At 45.2% G+C, this 13,291-nt stretch carries 21 protein-coding genes and 3 pseudogenes; all 24 read left to right on the top strand.

Annotation, left to right across the window (positions count from 1 at the left end; all coding sequences use genetic code 11):
* The first annotated feature begins 45 nt into the window (after positions 1–45).
* The 24 genes and pseudogenes from rpsC to rpsI all read left to right on the top strand — a co-directional run bounded on the left by rpsC (position 46) and on the right by rpsI (position 13,259).
* A pseudogene (gene rpsC / locus NSTCB13_RS06725) lies at positions 46–829 on the top strand (30S ribosomal protein S3).
* 73 nt (positions 830–902) lie between these two features.
* Positions 903–1,328: a 50S ribosomal protein L16 gene (gene rplP, locus NSTCB13_RS06720; RefSeq protein ID WP_012410718.1), complete on the top strand. Its 426-nt coding sequence runs from the start codon at positions 903–905 to the stop codon at positions 1,326–1,328.
* A gap of 3 nt (positions 1,329–1,331) precedes the next feature.
* Positions 1,332–1,559: a 50S ribosomal protein L29 gene (gene rpmC / locus NSTCB13_RS06715; protein ID WP_445628858.1), complete on the top strand. Its 228-nt coding sequence runs from the start codon at positions 1,332–1,334 to the stop codon at positions 1,557–1,559.
* 6 nt (positions 1,560–1,565) lie between these two features.
* Entirely contained in the window at positions 1,566–1,814 is a 249-nt protein-coding gene (gene rpsQ, locus NSTCB13_RS06710) for a 30S ribosomal protein S17 (RefSeq protein ID WP_094349093.1), read from the top strand.
* Between the two features lie 46 nt (positions 1,815–1,860).
* Positions 1,861–2,229, top strand: coding sequence for a 50S ribosomal protein L14 (gene rplN, locus NSTCB13_RS06705; RefSeq protein ID WP_099101129.1), 369 nt, complete (start codon positions 1,861–1,863; stop codon positions 2,227–2,229).
* Positions 2,229–2,582: a 50S ribosomal protein L24 gene (gene rplX, locus NSTCB13_RS06700; protein WP_292729115.1), complete on the top strand. Its 354-nt coding sequence runs from the start codon at positions 2,229–2,231 to the stop codon at positions 2,580–2,582. Before rplN ends, rplX begins: the two co-directional genes overlap by 1 nt.
* A gap of 125 nt (positions 2,583–2,707) precedes the next feature.
* Positions 2,708–3,256, top strand: coding sequence for a 50S ribosomal protein L5 (gene rplE / locus NSTCB13_RS06695; RefSeq protein WP_448271752.1), 549 nt, complete (start codon positions 2,708–2,710; stop codon positions 3,254–3,256).
* Between the two features lie 20 nt (positions 3,257–3,276).
* Positions 3,277–3,678 (top strand): 30S ribosomal protein S8, encoded by a 402-nt coding sequence (gene rpsH / locus NSTCB13_RS06690; RefSeq protein ID WP_094349096.1) that lies wholly within the window; start codon positions 3,277–3,279, stop codon positions 3,676–3,678.
* Between the two features lie 86 nt (positions 3,679–3,764).
* Entirely contained in the window at positions 3,765–4,313 is a 549-nt protein-coding gene (gene rplF / locus NSTCB13_RS06685; RefSeq protein WP_322738048.1) for a 50S ribosomal protein L6, read from the top strand.
* A 2-nt stretch (positions 4,314–4,315) separates the two neighbouring features.
* Complete coding sequence (gene rplR / locus NSTCB13_RS06680; RefSeq protein WP_445628856.1) at positions 4,316–4,678, top strand: 50S ribosomal protein L18; 363 nt, start codon at positions 4,316–4,318, stop codon at positions 4,676–4,678.
* A 117-nt stretch (positions 4,679–4,795) separates the two neighbouring features.
* Positions 4,796–5,323: a 30S ribosomal protein S5 gene (gene rpsE / locus NSTCB13_RS06675; protein WP_322679498.1), complete on the top strand. Its 528-nt coding sequence runs from the start codon at positions 4,796–4,798 to the stop codon at positions 5,321–5,323.
* 100 nt (positions 5,324–5,423) lie between these two features.
* Complete coding sequence (gene rplO, locus NSTCB13_RS06670; protein ID WP_322731372.1) at positions 5,424–5,867, top strand: 50S ribosomal protein L15; 444 nt, start codon at positions 5,424–5,426, stop codon at positions 5,865–5,867.
* 74 nt (positions 5,868–5,941) lie between these two features.
* A pseudogene (secY, locus tag NSTCB13_RS06665) lies at positions 5,942–7,253 on the top strand (preprotein translocase subunit SecY).
* 2 nt (positions 7,254–7,255) lie between these two features.
* Positions 7,256–7,810 (top strand): adenylate kinase, encoded by a 555-nt coding sequence (locus tag NSTCB13_RS06660; protein ID WP_445628855.1) that lies wholly within the window; start codon positions 7,256–7,258, stop codon positions 7,808–7,810.
* 275 nt (positions 7,811–8,085) lie between these two features.
* On the top strand, positions 8,086–8,310 hold the full coding sequence (infA, locus tag NSTCB13_RS06655) for a translation initiation factor IF-1 (RefSeq protein ID WP_006276978.1): 225 nt from the start codon (positions 8,086–8,088) through the stop codon (positions 8,308–8,310).
* 118 nt (positions 8,311–8,428) lie between these two features.
* Positions 8,429–8,542 carry a 50S ribosomal protein L36 gene (gene rpmJ / locus NSTCB13_RS06650; RefSeq protein WP_015129703.1) on the top strand — a complete coding sequence of 38 codons (114 nt, stop codon included), beginning with the start codon at positions 8,429–8,431 and terminating at the stop codon, positions 8,540–8,542.
* Between the two features lie 115 nt (positions 8,543–8,657).
* Positions 8,658–9,038, top strand: a complete 381-nt coding sequence (rpsM, locus tag NSTCB13_RS06645) for a 30S ribosomal protein S13 (RefSeq protein ID WP_104906411.1) — start codon at positions 8,658–8,660, stop codon at positions 9,036–9,038.
* A 54-nt stretch (positions 9,039–9,092) separates the two neighbouring features.
* A complete protein-coding gene (rpsK, locus tag NSTCB13_RS06640) occupies positions 9,093–9,488 on the top strand; it encodes a 30S ribosomal protein S11 (protein ID WP_069070761.1) in 396 nt (131 codons plus the stop codon).
* Between the two features lie 278 nt (positions 9,489–9,766).
* Positions 9,767–9,901, top strand: a complete 135-nt coding sequence (locus NSTCB13_RS06635; RefSeq protein ID WP_292725304.1) for a hypothetical protein — start codon at positions 9,767–9,769, stop codon at positions 9,899–9,901.
* Positions 9,882–10,830: pseudogene (locus NSTCB13_RS06630) on the top strand (DNA-directed RNA polymerase subunit alpha). Before NSTCB13_RS06635 ends, NSTCB13_RS06630 begins: the two are co-directional and overlap by 20 nt.
* A gap of 32 nt (positions 10,831–10,862) precedes the next feature.
* Positions 10,863–11,213 carry a 50S ribosomal protein L17 gene (gene rplQ / locus NSTCB13_RS06625; protein WP_445628854.1) on the top strand — a complete coding sequence of 117 codons (351 nt, stop codon included), beginning with the start codon at positions 10,863–10,865 and terminating at the stop codon, positions 11,211–11,213.
* A 147-nt stretch (positions 11,214–11,360) separates the two neighbouring features.
* A complete protein-coding gene (gene truA / locus NSTCB13_RS06620) occupies positions 11,361–12,209 on the top strand; it encodes a tRNA pseudouridine(38-40) synthase TruA (RefSeq protein WP_114081991.1) in 849 nt (282 codons plus the stop codon).
* 178 nt (positions 12,210–12,387) lie between these two features.
* Entirely contained in the window at positions 12,388–12,843 is a 456-nt protein-coding gene (gene rplM / locus NSTCB13_RS06615; protein ID WP_322672303.1) for a 50S ribosomal protein L13, read from the top strand.
* Positions 12,843–13,259 carry a 30S ribosomal protein S9 gene (rpsI, locus tag NSTCB13_RS06610; protein ID WP_190935522.1) on the top strand — a complete coding sequence of 139 codons (417 nt, stop codon included), beginning with the start codon at positions 12,843–12,845 and terminating at the stop codon, positions 13,257–13,259. The genes rplM and rpsI overlap by 1 nt, the downstream gene beginning before the upstream one ends.
* The last annotated feature ends 32 nt before the right edge of the window (positions 13,260–13,291 follow it).

The raw sequence follows: 13,291 nt of genomic DNA, 5'->3' as shown, positions 1-13,291 counted from the left end.
TACCCAATAAATTGCGTAAAGTAAGAAATTTTAGAGGAAGCATTTGTGGGACAAAAGATTCATCCAGTTGGTTTTCGCCTGGGTATTACACATGAACATCAATCCCGTTGGTTTGCTGTTCCCGATCGCTATCCAGAACTTCTCCAAGAAGACCACAAACTCCGTCAATACATAGAACAAAAGCTGGGTAGACAGGCTCAAAACAACGCCGGAATTTCCGAAGTGCGGATTGAGCGCAAAGCCGACCAAATCGACTTAGAAGTACGCACAGCTAGACCCTGGGGTAGTAGTGGGTCGTGGTGGACAAGGTATCGAATCTTTGCGTACCGGACTCCAAGGATTGTTGGGTAGTAATCGTCAAATTCGGATCAACGTAGTTGAAGTTCAACGAGTTGATGCTGATGCCTACCTAATTGCCGAATACATTGCTCAACAATTGGAACGTCGGGTTTCCTTTCGGCGAGTAGTGCGGCAATCGATTCAACGTGCCCAACGCGCTGGTGTCCAAGGTATTAAAATCCAAGTTAGCGGTCGCCTCAACGGTGCGGAAATTGCCCGGACAGAGTGGACTCGTGAAGGTAGAGTACCTTTACATACCTTACGGGCTGACATTGACTACTCTTATTGCACGGCAAAAACTGTTTACGGCATTTTGGGTATCAAAGTATGGGTGTTTAAAGGAGAAATTATTCCAGGACAGGAAGAAACTCCGTTACCACCAGCAAATCGCGAACGCGAACGCGAACCCCGCGATCGCGAACGAGAACCTCGTCGCCGTCAACAACAACGTCGTCGCCAGCAATTTGAAGACCGCTCAAATGAAGGATAAATCGTCATTAGTCATTAGTCATTAGTAAATGACAGATGACAAATGACAAATGACAAATGACAAATGACAAACCATGTTAAGCCCTAGAAGAACTAAATTCCGCAAACAACAGCGCGGACGGATGGAGGGACTAGCCACCCGTGGTAGCACCCTCAACTTCGGTGATTTTGCACTCCAAGCGCAAGAACCTGCTTGGATTACCTCGCGTCAAATCGAGGCTTCCCGTCGGGCAATGACTCGTTATATTCGTCGGGGTGGACAAATCTGGATTCGGATTTTTCCTGATAAACCTGTAACCATGCGTCCTGCTGAAACCCGAATGGGTTCCGGTAAAGGTAATCCAGAGTTTTGGGTAGCTGTAGTCAAACCAGGACGAATTTTGTTTGAAATCGGTGGAGTTTCTGAAGAAATCGCTCGTGAAGCGATGCGTTTGGCTTCATTTAAACTGCCCATCAAAACTAAGTTTATTGTGCGCTCTCAACCACAGGAGCAGGAGTAGCTTATGCCTCTTCCCAAGATTTCAGAAGCTAGAGAATTAAGCGACGAGAAGCTTTCTGATGAAATTGTCGCGACCAAAAGACAACTATTTCAGTTGCGCTTGCAAAAAGCCACCAGACAATTAGAAAAGCCCCATCAGTTCCGACAATTGCGCCACCGTTTAGCCCAATTGCTGACGCTAGAAACAGAACGCAAACGGGCAGCAAATCAATCGGCTAAAGAAAAAAAGTAGGAGATTATGGCAGTTAAAGAACGAGTTGGCTTGGTAGTGAGCGATAAAATGCAAAAAACTGTGGTAGTCGCCATAGAAAACCGCGCTCCTCACCCCAAGTACGGCAAGATTGTGGTTAACACCCAACGATATAAAGTTCACGACGAAGAAAATCAGTGTAAAGTAGGCGATCGCGTTCGCATTCAGGAAACTAGACCCCTGAGTAAAACCAAGCGCTGGAAAATCACAGAAGTCCTGAACGTCAAGCCTACTTAAACCTCATCGTTGTTAAAAACTAACAACACTACAAGGGAGAATAATTGTGATTCAACCCCAGACTTACCTGAATGTCGCAGATAATAGCGGCGCCCGCAAACTGATGTGCATCCGCATCTTAGGCGGAGGCAACCGTCGTTATGGTTTTATTGGCGATAAAATTATTGCAGTTGTCAAAGATGCTACACCCAATATGGCTGTTAAAAAGTCTGATGTGGTGGAAGCAGTAATTGTTCGGACTCGAAAAGCTGTAAATCGCGATAGCGGTATGAGTATTCGCTTTGATGATAACGCTGCTGTAATCATCAACAAAGACGGTAATCCCAGAGGCACACGGGTTTTTGGCCCAGTTGCACGGGAACTGCGCGATAAAAACTTCACCAAAATTGTTTCTCTGGCTCCGGAGGTGCTTTAATGGCAACCAAACAGGGTACTCCCAAAGTATTCCACAAAATGCACGTCAAAACTGGTGACACCGTACAAGTGATTGCTGGTAAAGACAAAGGAAAAGTTGGTGAAATTATCCAAGCACTTCCCCAACTGAGTAAAGTTATCGTCAAAGGTGTCAACATCAAGACCAAGCACGTCAAACCCCAGCAAGAAGGGGAATCGGGGCGAATTATTACCCAAGAATTCCCGATTCATAGCTCCAACGTAATGCTTTATTCCACCAAGCAAAACGTTGCCAGTCGTGTTGGTTACACCTTTACCTCAGAAGGCAAAAAGGTGAGAAAACTCAAGAAAACTGGCGAAATTTTAGATAAATAGTCATTAGTCATTGGTCATTTAGTCATTAGTTATTAGTAAAAAGACAAATAACAAAAGACAAAAGACAAATAACAAAGGACAATAAAAGTTCCCTGACCAAGCCCAGGGATATCAGGACAAAAACTATGGCGACAACAAGACTCAAAACCTTATATCAAGAGACAATCGTCCCCAAACTGATTAATCAGTTTCAATATACCAACGTTCATCAAGTACCGAAATTAGTAAAGGTTACGATTAACCGAGGTTTGGGTGAAGCAGCTCAAAATGCGAAGTCGCTGGAAGCATCCATAAACGAAATTTCAACGATCGCTGGTCAAAAACCGGTGGTGACAAGGGCGAAAAAGGCGATCGCTGGCTTTAAGATTCGTCAAGGGATGCCTGTGGGAATCATGGTTACTCTCAGAGCCGAACGGATGTATGCCTTTTTCGACAGACTAGTTAGCCTGTCGCTACCCAGAATTAGAGATTTTCGCGGCGTTAGCCCTAAAAGCTTTGACGGACGCGGTAACTATACTTTGGGTGTGAGAGAACAGCTAATTTTTCCAGAAGTTGAATACGACAGCATCGATCAAGTACGTGGTCTGGATATTTCCATCATCACCACAGCAAAAAACGACGAAGAGGGACGCGCCTTACTTAAAGAATTAGGAATGCCCTTTCGCGATCAATAAGTTCATCTATAGAGGGAACGATGGCGGCTAACGACACAATTGCAGATATGCTGACGCGCATCCGCAATGCCAACCTGGCGCGGCATCAAACTACACAAGTGCCAGCGACAAAATTGACCCGGAGCATTGCCAAAGTGCTACGGGAGGAAGGCTTTATTGCTGAAATCGAAGAAGCAGAAGAAGGAGTAAAACGCAATCTGGTGATTTCTCTGAAATACAAGGGAAAAAACCGTCAGCCTTTGATCACCGCCTTAAAGCGGGTTAGTAAGCCTGGCTTGCGTGTTTATTCAAATCGAAAAGAATTACCAAGGGTACTAGGCGGCATTGGCATTGCCATTATTTCTACATCCAGTGGCATTATGACTGACCGCGAAGCGCGGCGTCAAAACTTGGGTGGCGAAGTACTTTGTTACGTTTGGTAGTCATTGGTCATTAGTCATTGGTCATTTGTCATTAGTGAAAGACAAAGGACAAAGGACAAAGGACAAATAACAAAGGACAAAAAGTCATGTCACGTATTGGTAAACGTCCAATTACTATTCCCGCCAAAGTTCAAGTGGCGATCGATGGTACGAATATTGTGGTGAAAGGCCCGAAAGGAGAGCTTTCTCGCACTCTCAGAGATAACGTCTCACTCTCTCAAGAGGGGGAAATATTACACGTAAATCGTCGGGATGAAACTCGGACATCGAAGCAATTGCACGGCTTGAGCCGTACTTTAGTTGCCAACATGGTCGAGGGAGTTTCCCAAGGTTTTCAGCGCCGTTTGGAAATTCAAGGCGTTGGTTATAGGGCACAAATTCAAGGGCGTAACCTAGTTTTGAATATGGGTTATAGCCATCAGGTGCAAATTGAACCACCAGATGGAATTCAGTTTGCCGTAGAAGGTACCACTAACGTCATTGTTAGTGGCTATGACAAAGAAATCGTCGGTAACACAGCCGCCAAAATTCGTGCTGTTCGTCCACCAGAACCTTACAAAGGTAAAGGCATCCGCTATGCCGGTGAAGTAGTCAGACGGAAAGCTGGTAAGACTGGTAAGGGTGGTAAGAAGTAGAAATGAAACTTACTCGTAGAGAATCAAAAAACCGTCGTCATCGACGCGTTCGTGGCAAAGTTGTTGGCTCCCCAGAACGTCCGCGTTTATCGGTATTTCGTTCTAATGAGCATATTTATGCCCAGGTAATTGATGATACTCAACATCAAACCATCGTGGCCGCATCGACTCTAGAACCAGAGTTGAAATCTAGTTTAGCGTCATGTGCAAACCGCGATGCATCGGTACAAGTTGGTAAGTTGATTGCAGTGCGATCGCTAGAAAAAGGTATCACCAAAGTAGTCTTCGATCGCGGTGGTAACTTATATCATGGTCGTGTCAAAGCGCTCGCTGATGCAGCACGCGAAGCTGGTTTAGATTTCTAAATTAGTCCTTTGTCATTTGTCCTTTGTCCCTTGTATAAGAGCTAATGGCTTCCCTTGTATAAGAGCTAATGACTAATGACTAATCACTAATGACTAATGACAAAAGAGGCATAAATTATGGCAACAGAGCGTAAAAGTAGAACAAAGCGTGCCAAAAAAGAAGAAACCACTTGGCAAGAGCGGGTTATCCAAATCCGCCGCGTGAGTAAAGTGGTCAAAGGTGGTAAAAAACTCAGCTTCCGAGCGATCGTTGTCGTTGGTAACGAACGCGGTCAGGTTGGAGTTGGAGTAGGCAAAGCTTCAGATGTAATAGGTGCCGTTAAAAAAGGCGTAGCCGACGGCAAAAAACACCTCATTGATATCCCAATCACCAAATCAAACTCTATCCCCCATCCTATTGATGGTGTCGGTGGTGGTGCAAAAGTGCTGATGCGTCCAGCTGCACCTGGTACTGGGGTAATTGCTGGTGGTGCTGTGCGAACTGTGTTGGAATTAGCCGGAGTTCGTAACGTCCTAGCCAAGCAACTAGGCTCAAACAATCCGCTCAATAATGCTAGAGCCGCAGTTAATGCCTTATCTACACTGCGTACCCTTGCTGAAGTCGCCGAAGATCGCGGTATTCCTATTCAAAATCTCTACATCTAACTAGTCATTTGTCCATAGTCACTAGTCCTTTGTTCTCAACAAACGACAAACGACACCAGACAAATGACAAACGACAAATGACAAATGACATTTTTAGCTTATGAGACTCCATGATGTTAAGCCGCAAAAAGGCTCAAAGAAACGCAAGCGCCGTGTAGCCAGAGGTATTTCTGCTGGTCAAGGTGCTAGTGCCGGTCTAGGTATGCGGGGTCAAAAATCTCGTTCTGGTAGTGGGACTCGACCAGGTTTTGAAGGTGGTCAACAGCCATTGTACCGCCGCCTACCGAAGCTGAAGGGCTTTCCGATTATTAATCAGAAGATTTACACTACGATTAATGTAGAGAAGCTAGCTTCCCTTCCCGCGAATACGGAAGTAACTTTGACCTCATTGAAAGCCGCAGGTATCCTGACTGCTGTCAAAGGGCCATTGAAAATTTTAGGTAACGGGGAATTGAGCATTCCGCTCAAGGTACAAGCGGCAGCTTTCACAGGTTCAGCTCGTAGCAAAATTGAGGCAGCTGGTGGTAGTTGTGAAGTCTTATGAGTGAGCCGGAACAGCACACTTAAATGCAAGCCAACTCGCTGCCAGTGCTTGGTTCACTATAAAGGTAGCACTCTATGATCAGTCGAGATAAAGCCCCAACGGCTCAAGAAACTTTTATGCAGATGGCACAGGCAGCTGGTCTCAGAGGTAGGCTGCTTGTCACCGTCGGTATTTTAATTTTGGTTCGCCTGGGTATCTTCTTACCCGTACCAGGGATTGATAGACCGAGATTTGCCGAAGCTATATCGGGCAGTAATTCCATATTCGGCTTATTGGATATATTTTCTGGGCGAGGACTTTCGACTTTGGGAGTCTTTGCTTTAGGAATTTTGCCCTTCATTAATGCGTCTATTATCATCCAATTGCTCACCGCGGCGATTCCATCTTTAGAAAATTTACAGAAAAATGAAGGGGAAGCTGGTCGGCGAAAAATATCGCAAATTACTCGCTATGTAACTGTAGGTTGGGCAATTCTTCAAAGTACAGCTTTTTCGGCATTATTCCTTCAGCAATTTGCCTTAAAGCCAGGGCCTATATTTGTTGCTGAAACGGCGATCGCTCTGACTGCTGGTTCAATGTTCGTTATGTGGGCATCAGAACTAATTACAGAACGGGGTATTGGGAACGGAGCATCATTGTTGATTTTTGTCAACATTGTGGCATCATTACCAAAAGCTTTAGGCGATACCATCGACTTGGTGCAAGTAGGCGGTCGGGAAGCAGTCGGTCGGGTGATCGTGCTGATCTTAGTTTTCCTGGCAACAATTGTTGGTATTGTGATTGTGCAGGAAGGAATGCGCCGCATCCCAATTATTTCGGCTCGTCGCCAAGTAGGGTCGCCGAGTTTTGGCAGAGCAGCGTAGTTATCTGCCACTGCGACTAAATCAAGGCGGCGTGATGCCAATTATTTTTGCTGCTGCCATCCTCAGTTTGCCACTGCTAATCGCCAATTTTACTAAAAATGCTGATTTGGCGAATATAGTTAACACTTATTTGAGTCCAAGCGGTTCTAGCTCCTGGGTCTATGCCTTGGTCTACATGATTTCCATTGTTTTCTTCAGCTACTTCTATTCTTCGTTGATTCTCAACCCGGTAGATGTAGCCCAGAACTTGAAGAAAATGGGTTCTAGTATTCCTGGAATTCGTCCAGGCAAAACAACTAGCGAGTATATCGAACGCGTATCCAACCGACTAACTTTTTTGGGTGCGATCTTTTTGGGCTTTGTTGCCATTATCCCCACAGCCGTAGAAAGCGCTTTAAATGTAAAAACTTTCCGGGGAATAGGTGCAACCTCGTTGTTAATTTTAGTTGGTGTGGCAATTGAGACAGCCAAACAAGTCCAAACTTATGTCATCTCTCAGCGCTATGAAGGAATGGTGAAATAATAGTGACGCGATTAATCTTCTTGGGGCCACCTGGAGCGGGTAAAGGAACACAAGCTCAAACTTTGGCTGAACACTTGAATATTCCCCATATTTCTACAGGTGAAATATTAAGACAAGCCATGAAAGAGCAAACTCCTTTAGGAATCAAAGCTCAAAGCTATGTTGATAGTGGCGAGTTGGTACCCGACCAGCTAGTGCAGGACTTGGTACAGGAGCGCCTCGATCGACCAGATGCCAAAAATGGTTGGATTCTGGATGGCTTTCCCCGAAAAGTTACCCAAGCAGCTTTTCTGGAGAAGTTACTGGAAGCAATACATCAAGGTGGCGAAAAGGTAGTCAATTTAGATGCACCAGATGAAATTGTAATTGCACGTTTGCTCGCTAGAGGACGAAAAGATGATACCGAAGAGGTGATTCGTCGTCGTTTAGAAGTGTACCGCGCGGAAACTGCACCTTTAATTAATTATTACGGCGATCGCAAAAAACTCCTAACAGTCAATGGCAACCAGTCCCAAGAAGATGTCACTGGTGAACTACAAAAGGTAATCGCTTCTTGAAAAAGAGGGGCAGGGCATGAGGAAGATGGGGAGATAATACTAACTCGTAACTCTTAACTCAGCACTGGCTCAACGCCCCTCTGACGCTAACAGCACGGGCTAAACGCCGAGCTATCGCTAACAGCACTCCTAACGCCCAATGCACCATACCAAAAAAAAGATCAATTTTAGCTAAGATATATTAATAAAGTGTTGATATATTTCTTAAAATGTGTTTCTTTGCAGATGAAGCGCTGCAACTGAACACGAAATTGTTGAGTTGAGGAAAAAACAAATTGTCTAAGCAAGATTTGATTGAAATGGAAGGCACGGTTACAGAGTCCTTGCCCAATGCGATGTTTCGCGTTGACTTGGACAATGGCTTTAACGTGCTGGCACACATTTCCGGCAAGATTCGTCGAAATTATATCAAGATTTTGCCCGGCGATCGCGTCAAGGTGGAGTTAACTCCCTACGACTTGACCAAAGGCAGAATTACCTATCGACTACGCAAAAAGTAACTATTATGTAGAGAATTTTACCATAAAACCATTTTTTTGACTGTTTATTAGTCATTTAACTGGATTAATTTCCCTAGAAATGCTATAATTTTATATTTGGAGTCAAAAAATAAAAGGCATGAAAGTTAGAGCCTCAGTCAAGAAAATTTGTGAAAAATGTAACGTGATCAAACGTCGTGGTCGCGTTATGGTGATTTGCGTGAACCCCAAGCACAAACAACGTCAAGGATAACGCTCTTACCAACAGAGCTAGTTGCAGGACGCATATCATCATTAAAACGAAAAGACGCGATTAATCACGTTTTTCCAACCAACAGTAATTGCGACAACAATAGGGAGAGTTCATTGTGGCACGTATTGCCGGAGTAGACCTTCCACGCGATAAGCGCGTCGAGATCGGTCTAACTTACATCTACGGAATTGGATTATCACGCTCTCAAGAAATTATAGCGGCTACTGGTGTGAACCCAGATACTCGCGTTAAGGACTTAAGTGATGCCGATGTAACAGCCCTACGAGGGGAAATAGAAACCAACTATCAAGTTGAAGGCGACTTGCGGCGCTTGGAGTCTTTGAACATCAAGCGCTTAGTTGACATTGGTACCTACAGAGGTCGTCGTCATCGCATGGGCTTACCAGTCAGAGGCCAAAGAACTCGCACCAATGCCAGAACCCGTAGAGGCAGAAGGCAGACAGTGGCAGGGAAGAAGAAGGCTCCAGGGAAATAATTTTGCAACGCTTGCTAATCCGAGCAAGTTTTACCTTAAATCAACTAAACAAGTATGGCGAGACAACCAACTAAAAAAACCGGGAGCAAGAAGCAGAAACGGAATGTACCCAGTGGAATGGCCTACATCCAGTCTACTTTCAACAATAGCATTGTCACCATTACCGATCAAAATGGAGATGTCATCTCCTGGGCTAGCGCTGGTTCTAGCGGTTTTAAGGGAGCAAAAAAGGGAACTCCCTTTGCAGCGCAAACCGCAGCTGAAAGTGCAGCTCGCCGAGCTATCGATCAAGGAATGCGCCAAATTGAGGTAATGGTAAGTGGGCCAGGAGCAGGTAGAGAAACCGCTATCCGAGCGCTCCAAGGAGCAGGACTGGAAATTACACTGATTCGGGATATTACCCCAATTCCTCACAATGGTTGTCGTCCACCCAAGCGCCGTCGAGTTTAAATACCAAAACTTGGGCAGTGAGGACGAAAAGTTACAGCCAGCAATGACCGCTTGAGCGTCTAACGTTCAAACTGTCATTGAGTTAAAGCTTGGGCGACCAGAAGCGTGTCAGATTTTCTCGTCGGGAAAGTTGCTAAACTTCAGGCTACCCAAAATATTATTAATCAATTTTGGATTTTAGGTTTGCGATTTTAGATTGAACCCGATTATAAGGGTGCTGGGCCTCGTGGATTTTAAGTTGATGATTTAAGATTTGTTCCGCCAATAAGAGGTGGAGCATGAACGAAAGAAGCACAATCCAAAATCCAAAGTCCAAAATCGAAAATTGGCAATCAATTCTGGAGGCAATTGATTTGTCTGCTAGCAGCACCTTAGAAAAAGGGAGGCTCATCCGTGGCGCAGTTTCAAATTGAATGTGTAGAGTCGAATACCGAAGAAAGTCGGAACCATTACAGTAAATTTGTATTGGAACCTCTAGAACGCGGTCAAGGAACAACTGTTGGCAACGCACTGCGGCGGGTTTTACTGTCTAATTTAGAAGGTACAGCAGTTACAGCAGTGCGGATTGCAGGCGTTTCACATGAATTCGCCACAGTTCCGGGCGTGCGGGAAGATGTGCTGGAAATCCTCATGAGAATGAAGGAAGTTATCCTGAAAAACTATTCTTCGCAGCCCCAGATTGGTAGATTACTTGTTAGCGGCCCAGCAACAATCACTGCGGCACATTTTGATTTGCCCAGTGAAGTAGAAGTCATCGATCAGACTCAGTATGTAGCCACCATTGCTGAGGGTGGAAAGCTGGAAATGGAATTTCGGATCGAGAAAGGCAAAGGCTATCGCACTGTAGAGCGAGGACGTGAGGAAGCCACGTCGTTGGATTTTCTGCAAATCGACTCGATATTTATGCCAGTGCGAAAAGTCAACTACAGTGTTGAAGAATCTCGTGGGGAAGGCTTGATTCCAAAAGACCGACTACTGTTGGAAGTTTGGACAAATGGCAGTGTTTCCCCTCAAGAAGCACTATCTTCGGCTGCTGCGATCTTGGTAGATTTATTCAACCCGTTGAAGGACATCTCCCTAGAACCAACAGACACAGGTTCGGATATTCCAGACGACCCCAACTGCCCAGATACCCATCGAAGAGTTGCAACTTTCTGTGCGGGCATATAACTGTCTCAAACGGGCACAAGTTAACTCTGTGGCAGATTTGTTGGATTATACCCAAGAAGACCTCTTAGAAATTAAGAACTTTGGGCAGAAGTCAGCAGAAGAAGTCGTGGAAGCTTTGCAGCGACGCTTGGGCATCACCTTGCCAATGGAAAGAGGCTCGAAACACCCTTAAGAAAAACCGTTCATAATTCATAGTGCATAATTATGCGTCACCGTTGTCGCGTCAAAAAACTCAGTAAACCAGCCGATCAACGTCGTGCTTTACTGCGATCGCTCACCACCGAGTTGATCCGTCATGGTAAGATTACCACCACTTTAATTAGAGCGAAAGTTCTCAGAAGTGAAGTGGAAAAAATGATTACCCTAGCCAAAAATGGCTCCTTGGCAGCACGTCGGGAAGCTTTTGGCTATATCTTCGACAAACAACTAGTTCATGCTCTATTTGAGCAAGCTCCTACTCGATATGGCGATCGCCAGGGCGGTTATACGCGCATCCAGCATACCGTACCGCGTCGGGGCGATAATGCAAAAATGGCAATAATTGAATTGGTTTAAGTCATTTAGTCATTGGTTATTAGTCATTAGTCATTAGTCATTGGTCATTAGTGAATAACAAAGGACAAGTGACATAGACGCCCGGAGGGCGGCTTCCCGAAGGGTAGGACAAATGACGAAGGACAAATGACAAAGGACAAAATCTGTATGTTAGAAAGCCACCAGCCTACACAAACTCATCGAGTAGCCTTGGTAATTCAATACCTGGGCACTCATTTTCATGGCTGGCAAAGGCAAAAACAACACCGGACAGTCCAAGAAGAGATTGAAATTGCGATCGCGACTATTCTTGGGCATCATGTAACACTACATGGGGCTGGGCGAACCGATTCAGGAGTTCACGCTGCTGCTCAAGTAGCCCATTTTGAAGCTACAGGTTTTATTCCGCCTCACAAGTGGGCAACAATCCTAAATAGCTATCTGCCGCCAGATATATTAATCAGGGCTTCAGCTAGTGTCGATAACCGTTGGCACGCTCGCTTTAGTGCAGCCTATCGACGGTATCGCTACACAATATATACTGAAGATCGACTTAACTTGTTTGTAAGACCCTTCAGTTGGCATTATTATTATGCACCCCTAGATGAATCTTTAATCCAAGCTGCCTTGAAACCTCTCTTGGGAAAGCATCACTTAGCTGCTTTCCACCGTGCAGGCTCAAAGCGATCGCATTCCTGGGTAGAGGTGCAAGCAGCAGAGTGTCGTCGCAGTGGGCCATTTATCCATATTGAAATACAGGCAGATGGATTTTTGTATGGCATGGTACGGCTGTTGGTAGGGATGCTGGTAGAAGTAGGTTCTGGACAACGAACACTTTCTAGCTTCACGGAACTCTGGAAAGAAGAACGTCGGGAAGAAGTGAAATATGCCGCACCGCCTCAAGGCTTGTGTTTGTTGCGAGTCGGCTATCCCGATTTTCCCTTTCCAAAAGAGATTTGGTACGACACCTTACCAAAGTTCGTCACTAGTCAAGAGTCATTAGTCATTGGTCAGTAGAGACGCGATTAACCCTTGTCTGTACAAAGGTCATTAGTGAATAACAAAGGACAACTGACAAATGACAAAAGACAAATGACTAATGACAAATTACCCTCCGGGTTCGCCAGTTGCTCATGGGGGAAACCCCCAAGACCGCACTGGCTCAAAAATGACAAAGGACAAATGACAAATGACAATAGTTAAAACATACCTTCCTTCTCAAGCAACCCTTGAGCGTGAGTGGTACATAGTAGATGCCACCGATAAACGCCTCGGTCGCCTCGCCAGCGAAATCGCCCAGGTATTGAGAGGCAAAAAGAAACCCGAATATACGCCTCATCTAGATACAGGTGACTTCGTAATCGTTATCAATGCCGAGAAAGTAGCAGTTACAGGCAAAAAGCGCACTCAAAAGCTTTATCGCCGCCATTCTGGTCGCCCTGGTGGGATGAAAACCGAAACTTTCGCTAAACTGCAAGAGCGCATACCAGAGCGAATTTTAGAACAAGCTGTTAAAGGTATGCTACCTAAAAATAGTCTTGGTAAGCAGTTGTTCACCAAGCTGAAAGTTTACGCTGGGCCTACGCATCCTCATGATGCTCAAAAACCTAAAGAACTAAAAGTTAGTACAATTCCTGGAGAAGAAAATTAATGGTAGTAGCAGATGCTAATAGCGGTCGCGCCGTATACTGGGGTACTGGCCGTCGTAAGAACGCAGTAGCACGGGTACGCTTGGTTCCAGGCACCGGTCAACTGATTGTGAACGGTAAAGATGGAAATTTGTATTTCCAATTCAACCCCAACTACCTGGGAGTGATTAAAGCACCCCTGGAAACTCTAGGATTAGAAAACGAATATGACATTTTGGTAAAAGCAGAAGGCGGCGGCTTGACCGGACAGGCTGATTCTGTTCGTTTGGGAGTTGCTCGTGCTTTGTGTCAACTTGACCCAGACAACCGCCCACCTTTGAAAACCGAAGGTTACTTGACTCGCGATCCCAGAGCAAAAGAACGGAAGAAATATGGTTTACATAAAGCTCGGAAAGCGCCTCAGTACTCTAAGCGTTAGGGAATTGGGCATTGGTGAAGAAGGTAATAGGT

It is taken from the genome of Nostoc sp. DSM 114160 (genome assembly GCF_053470305.1).
Note: the sequence above shows the minus strand (reverse complement) of the source record. Positions and strands in the feature narration are given on the sequence as shown.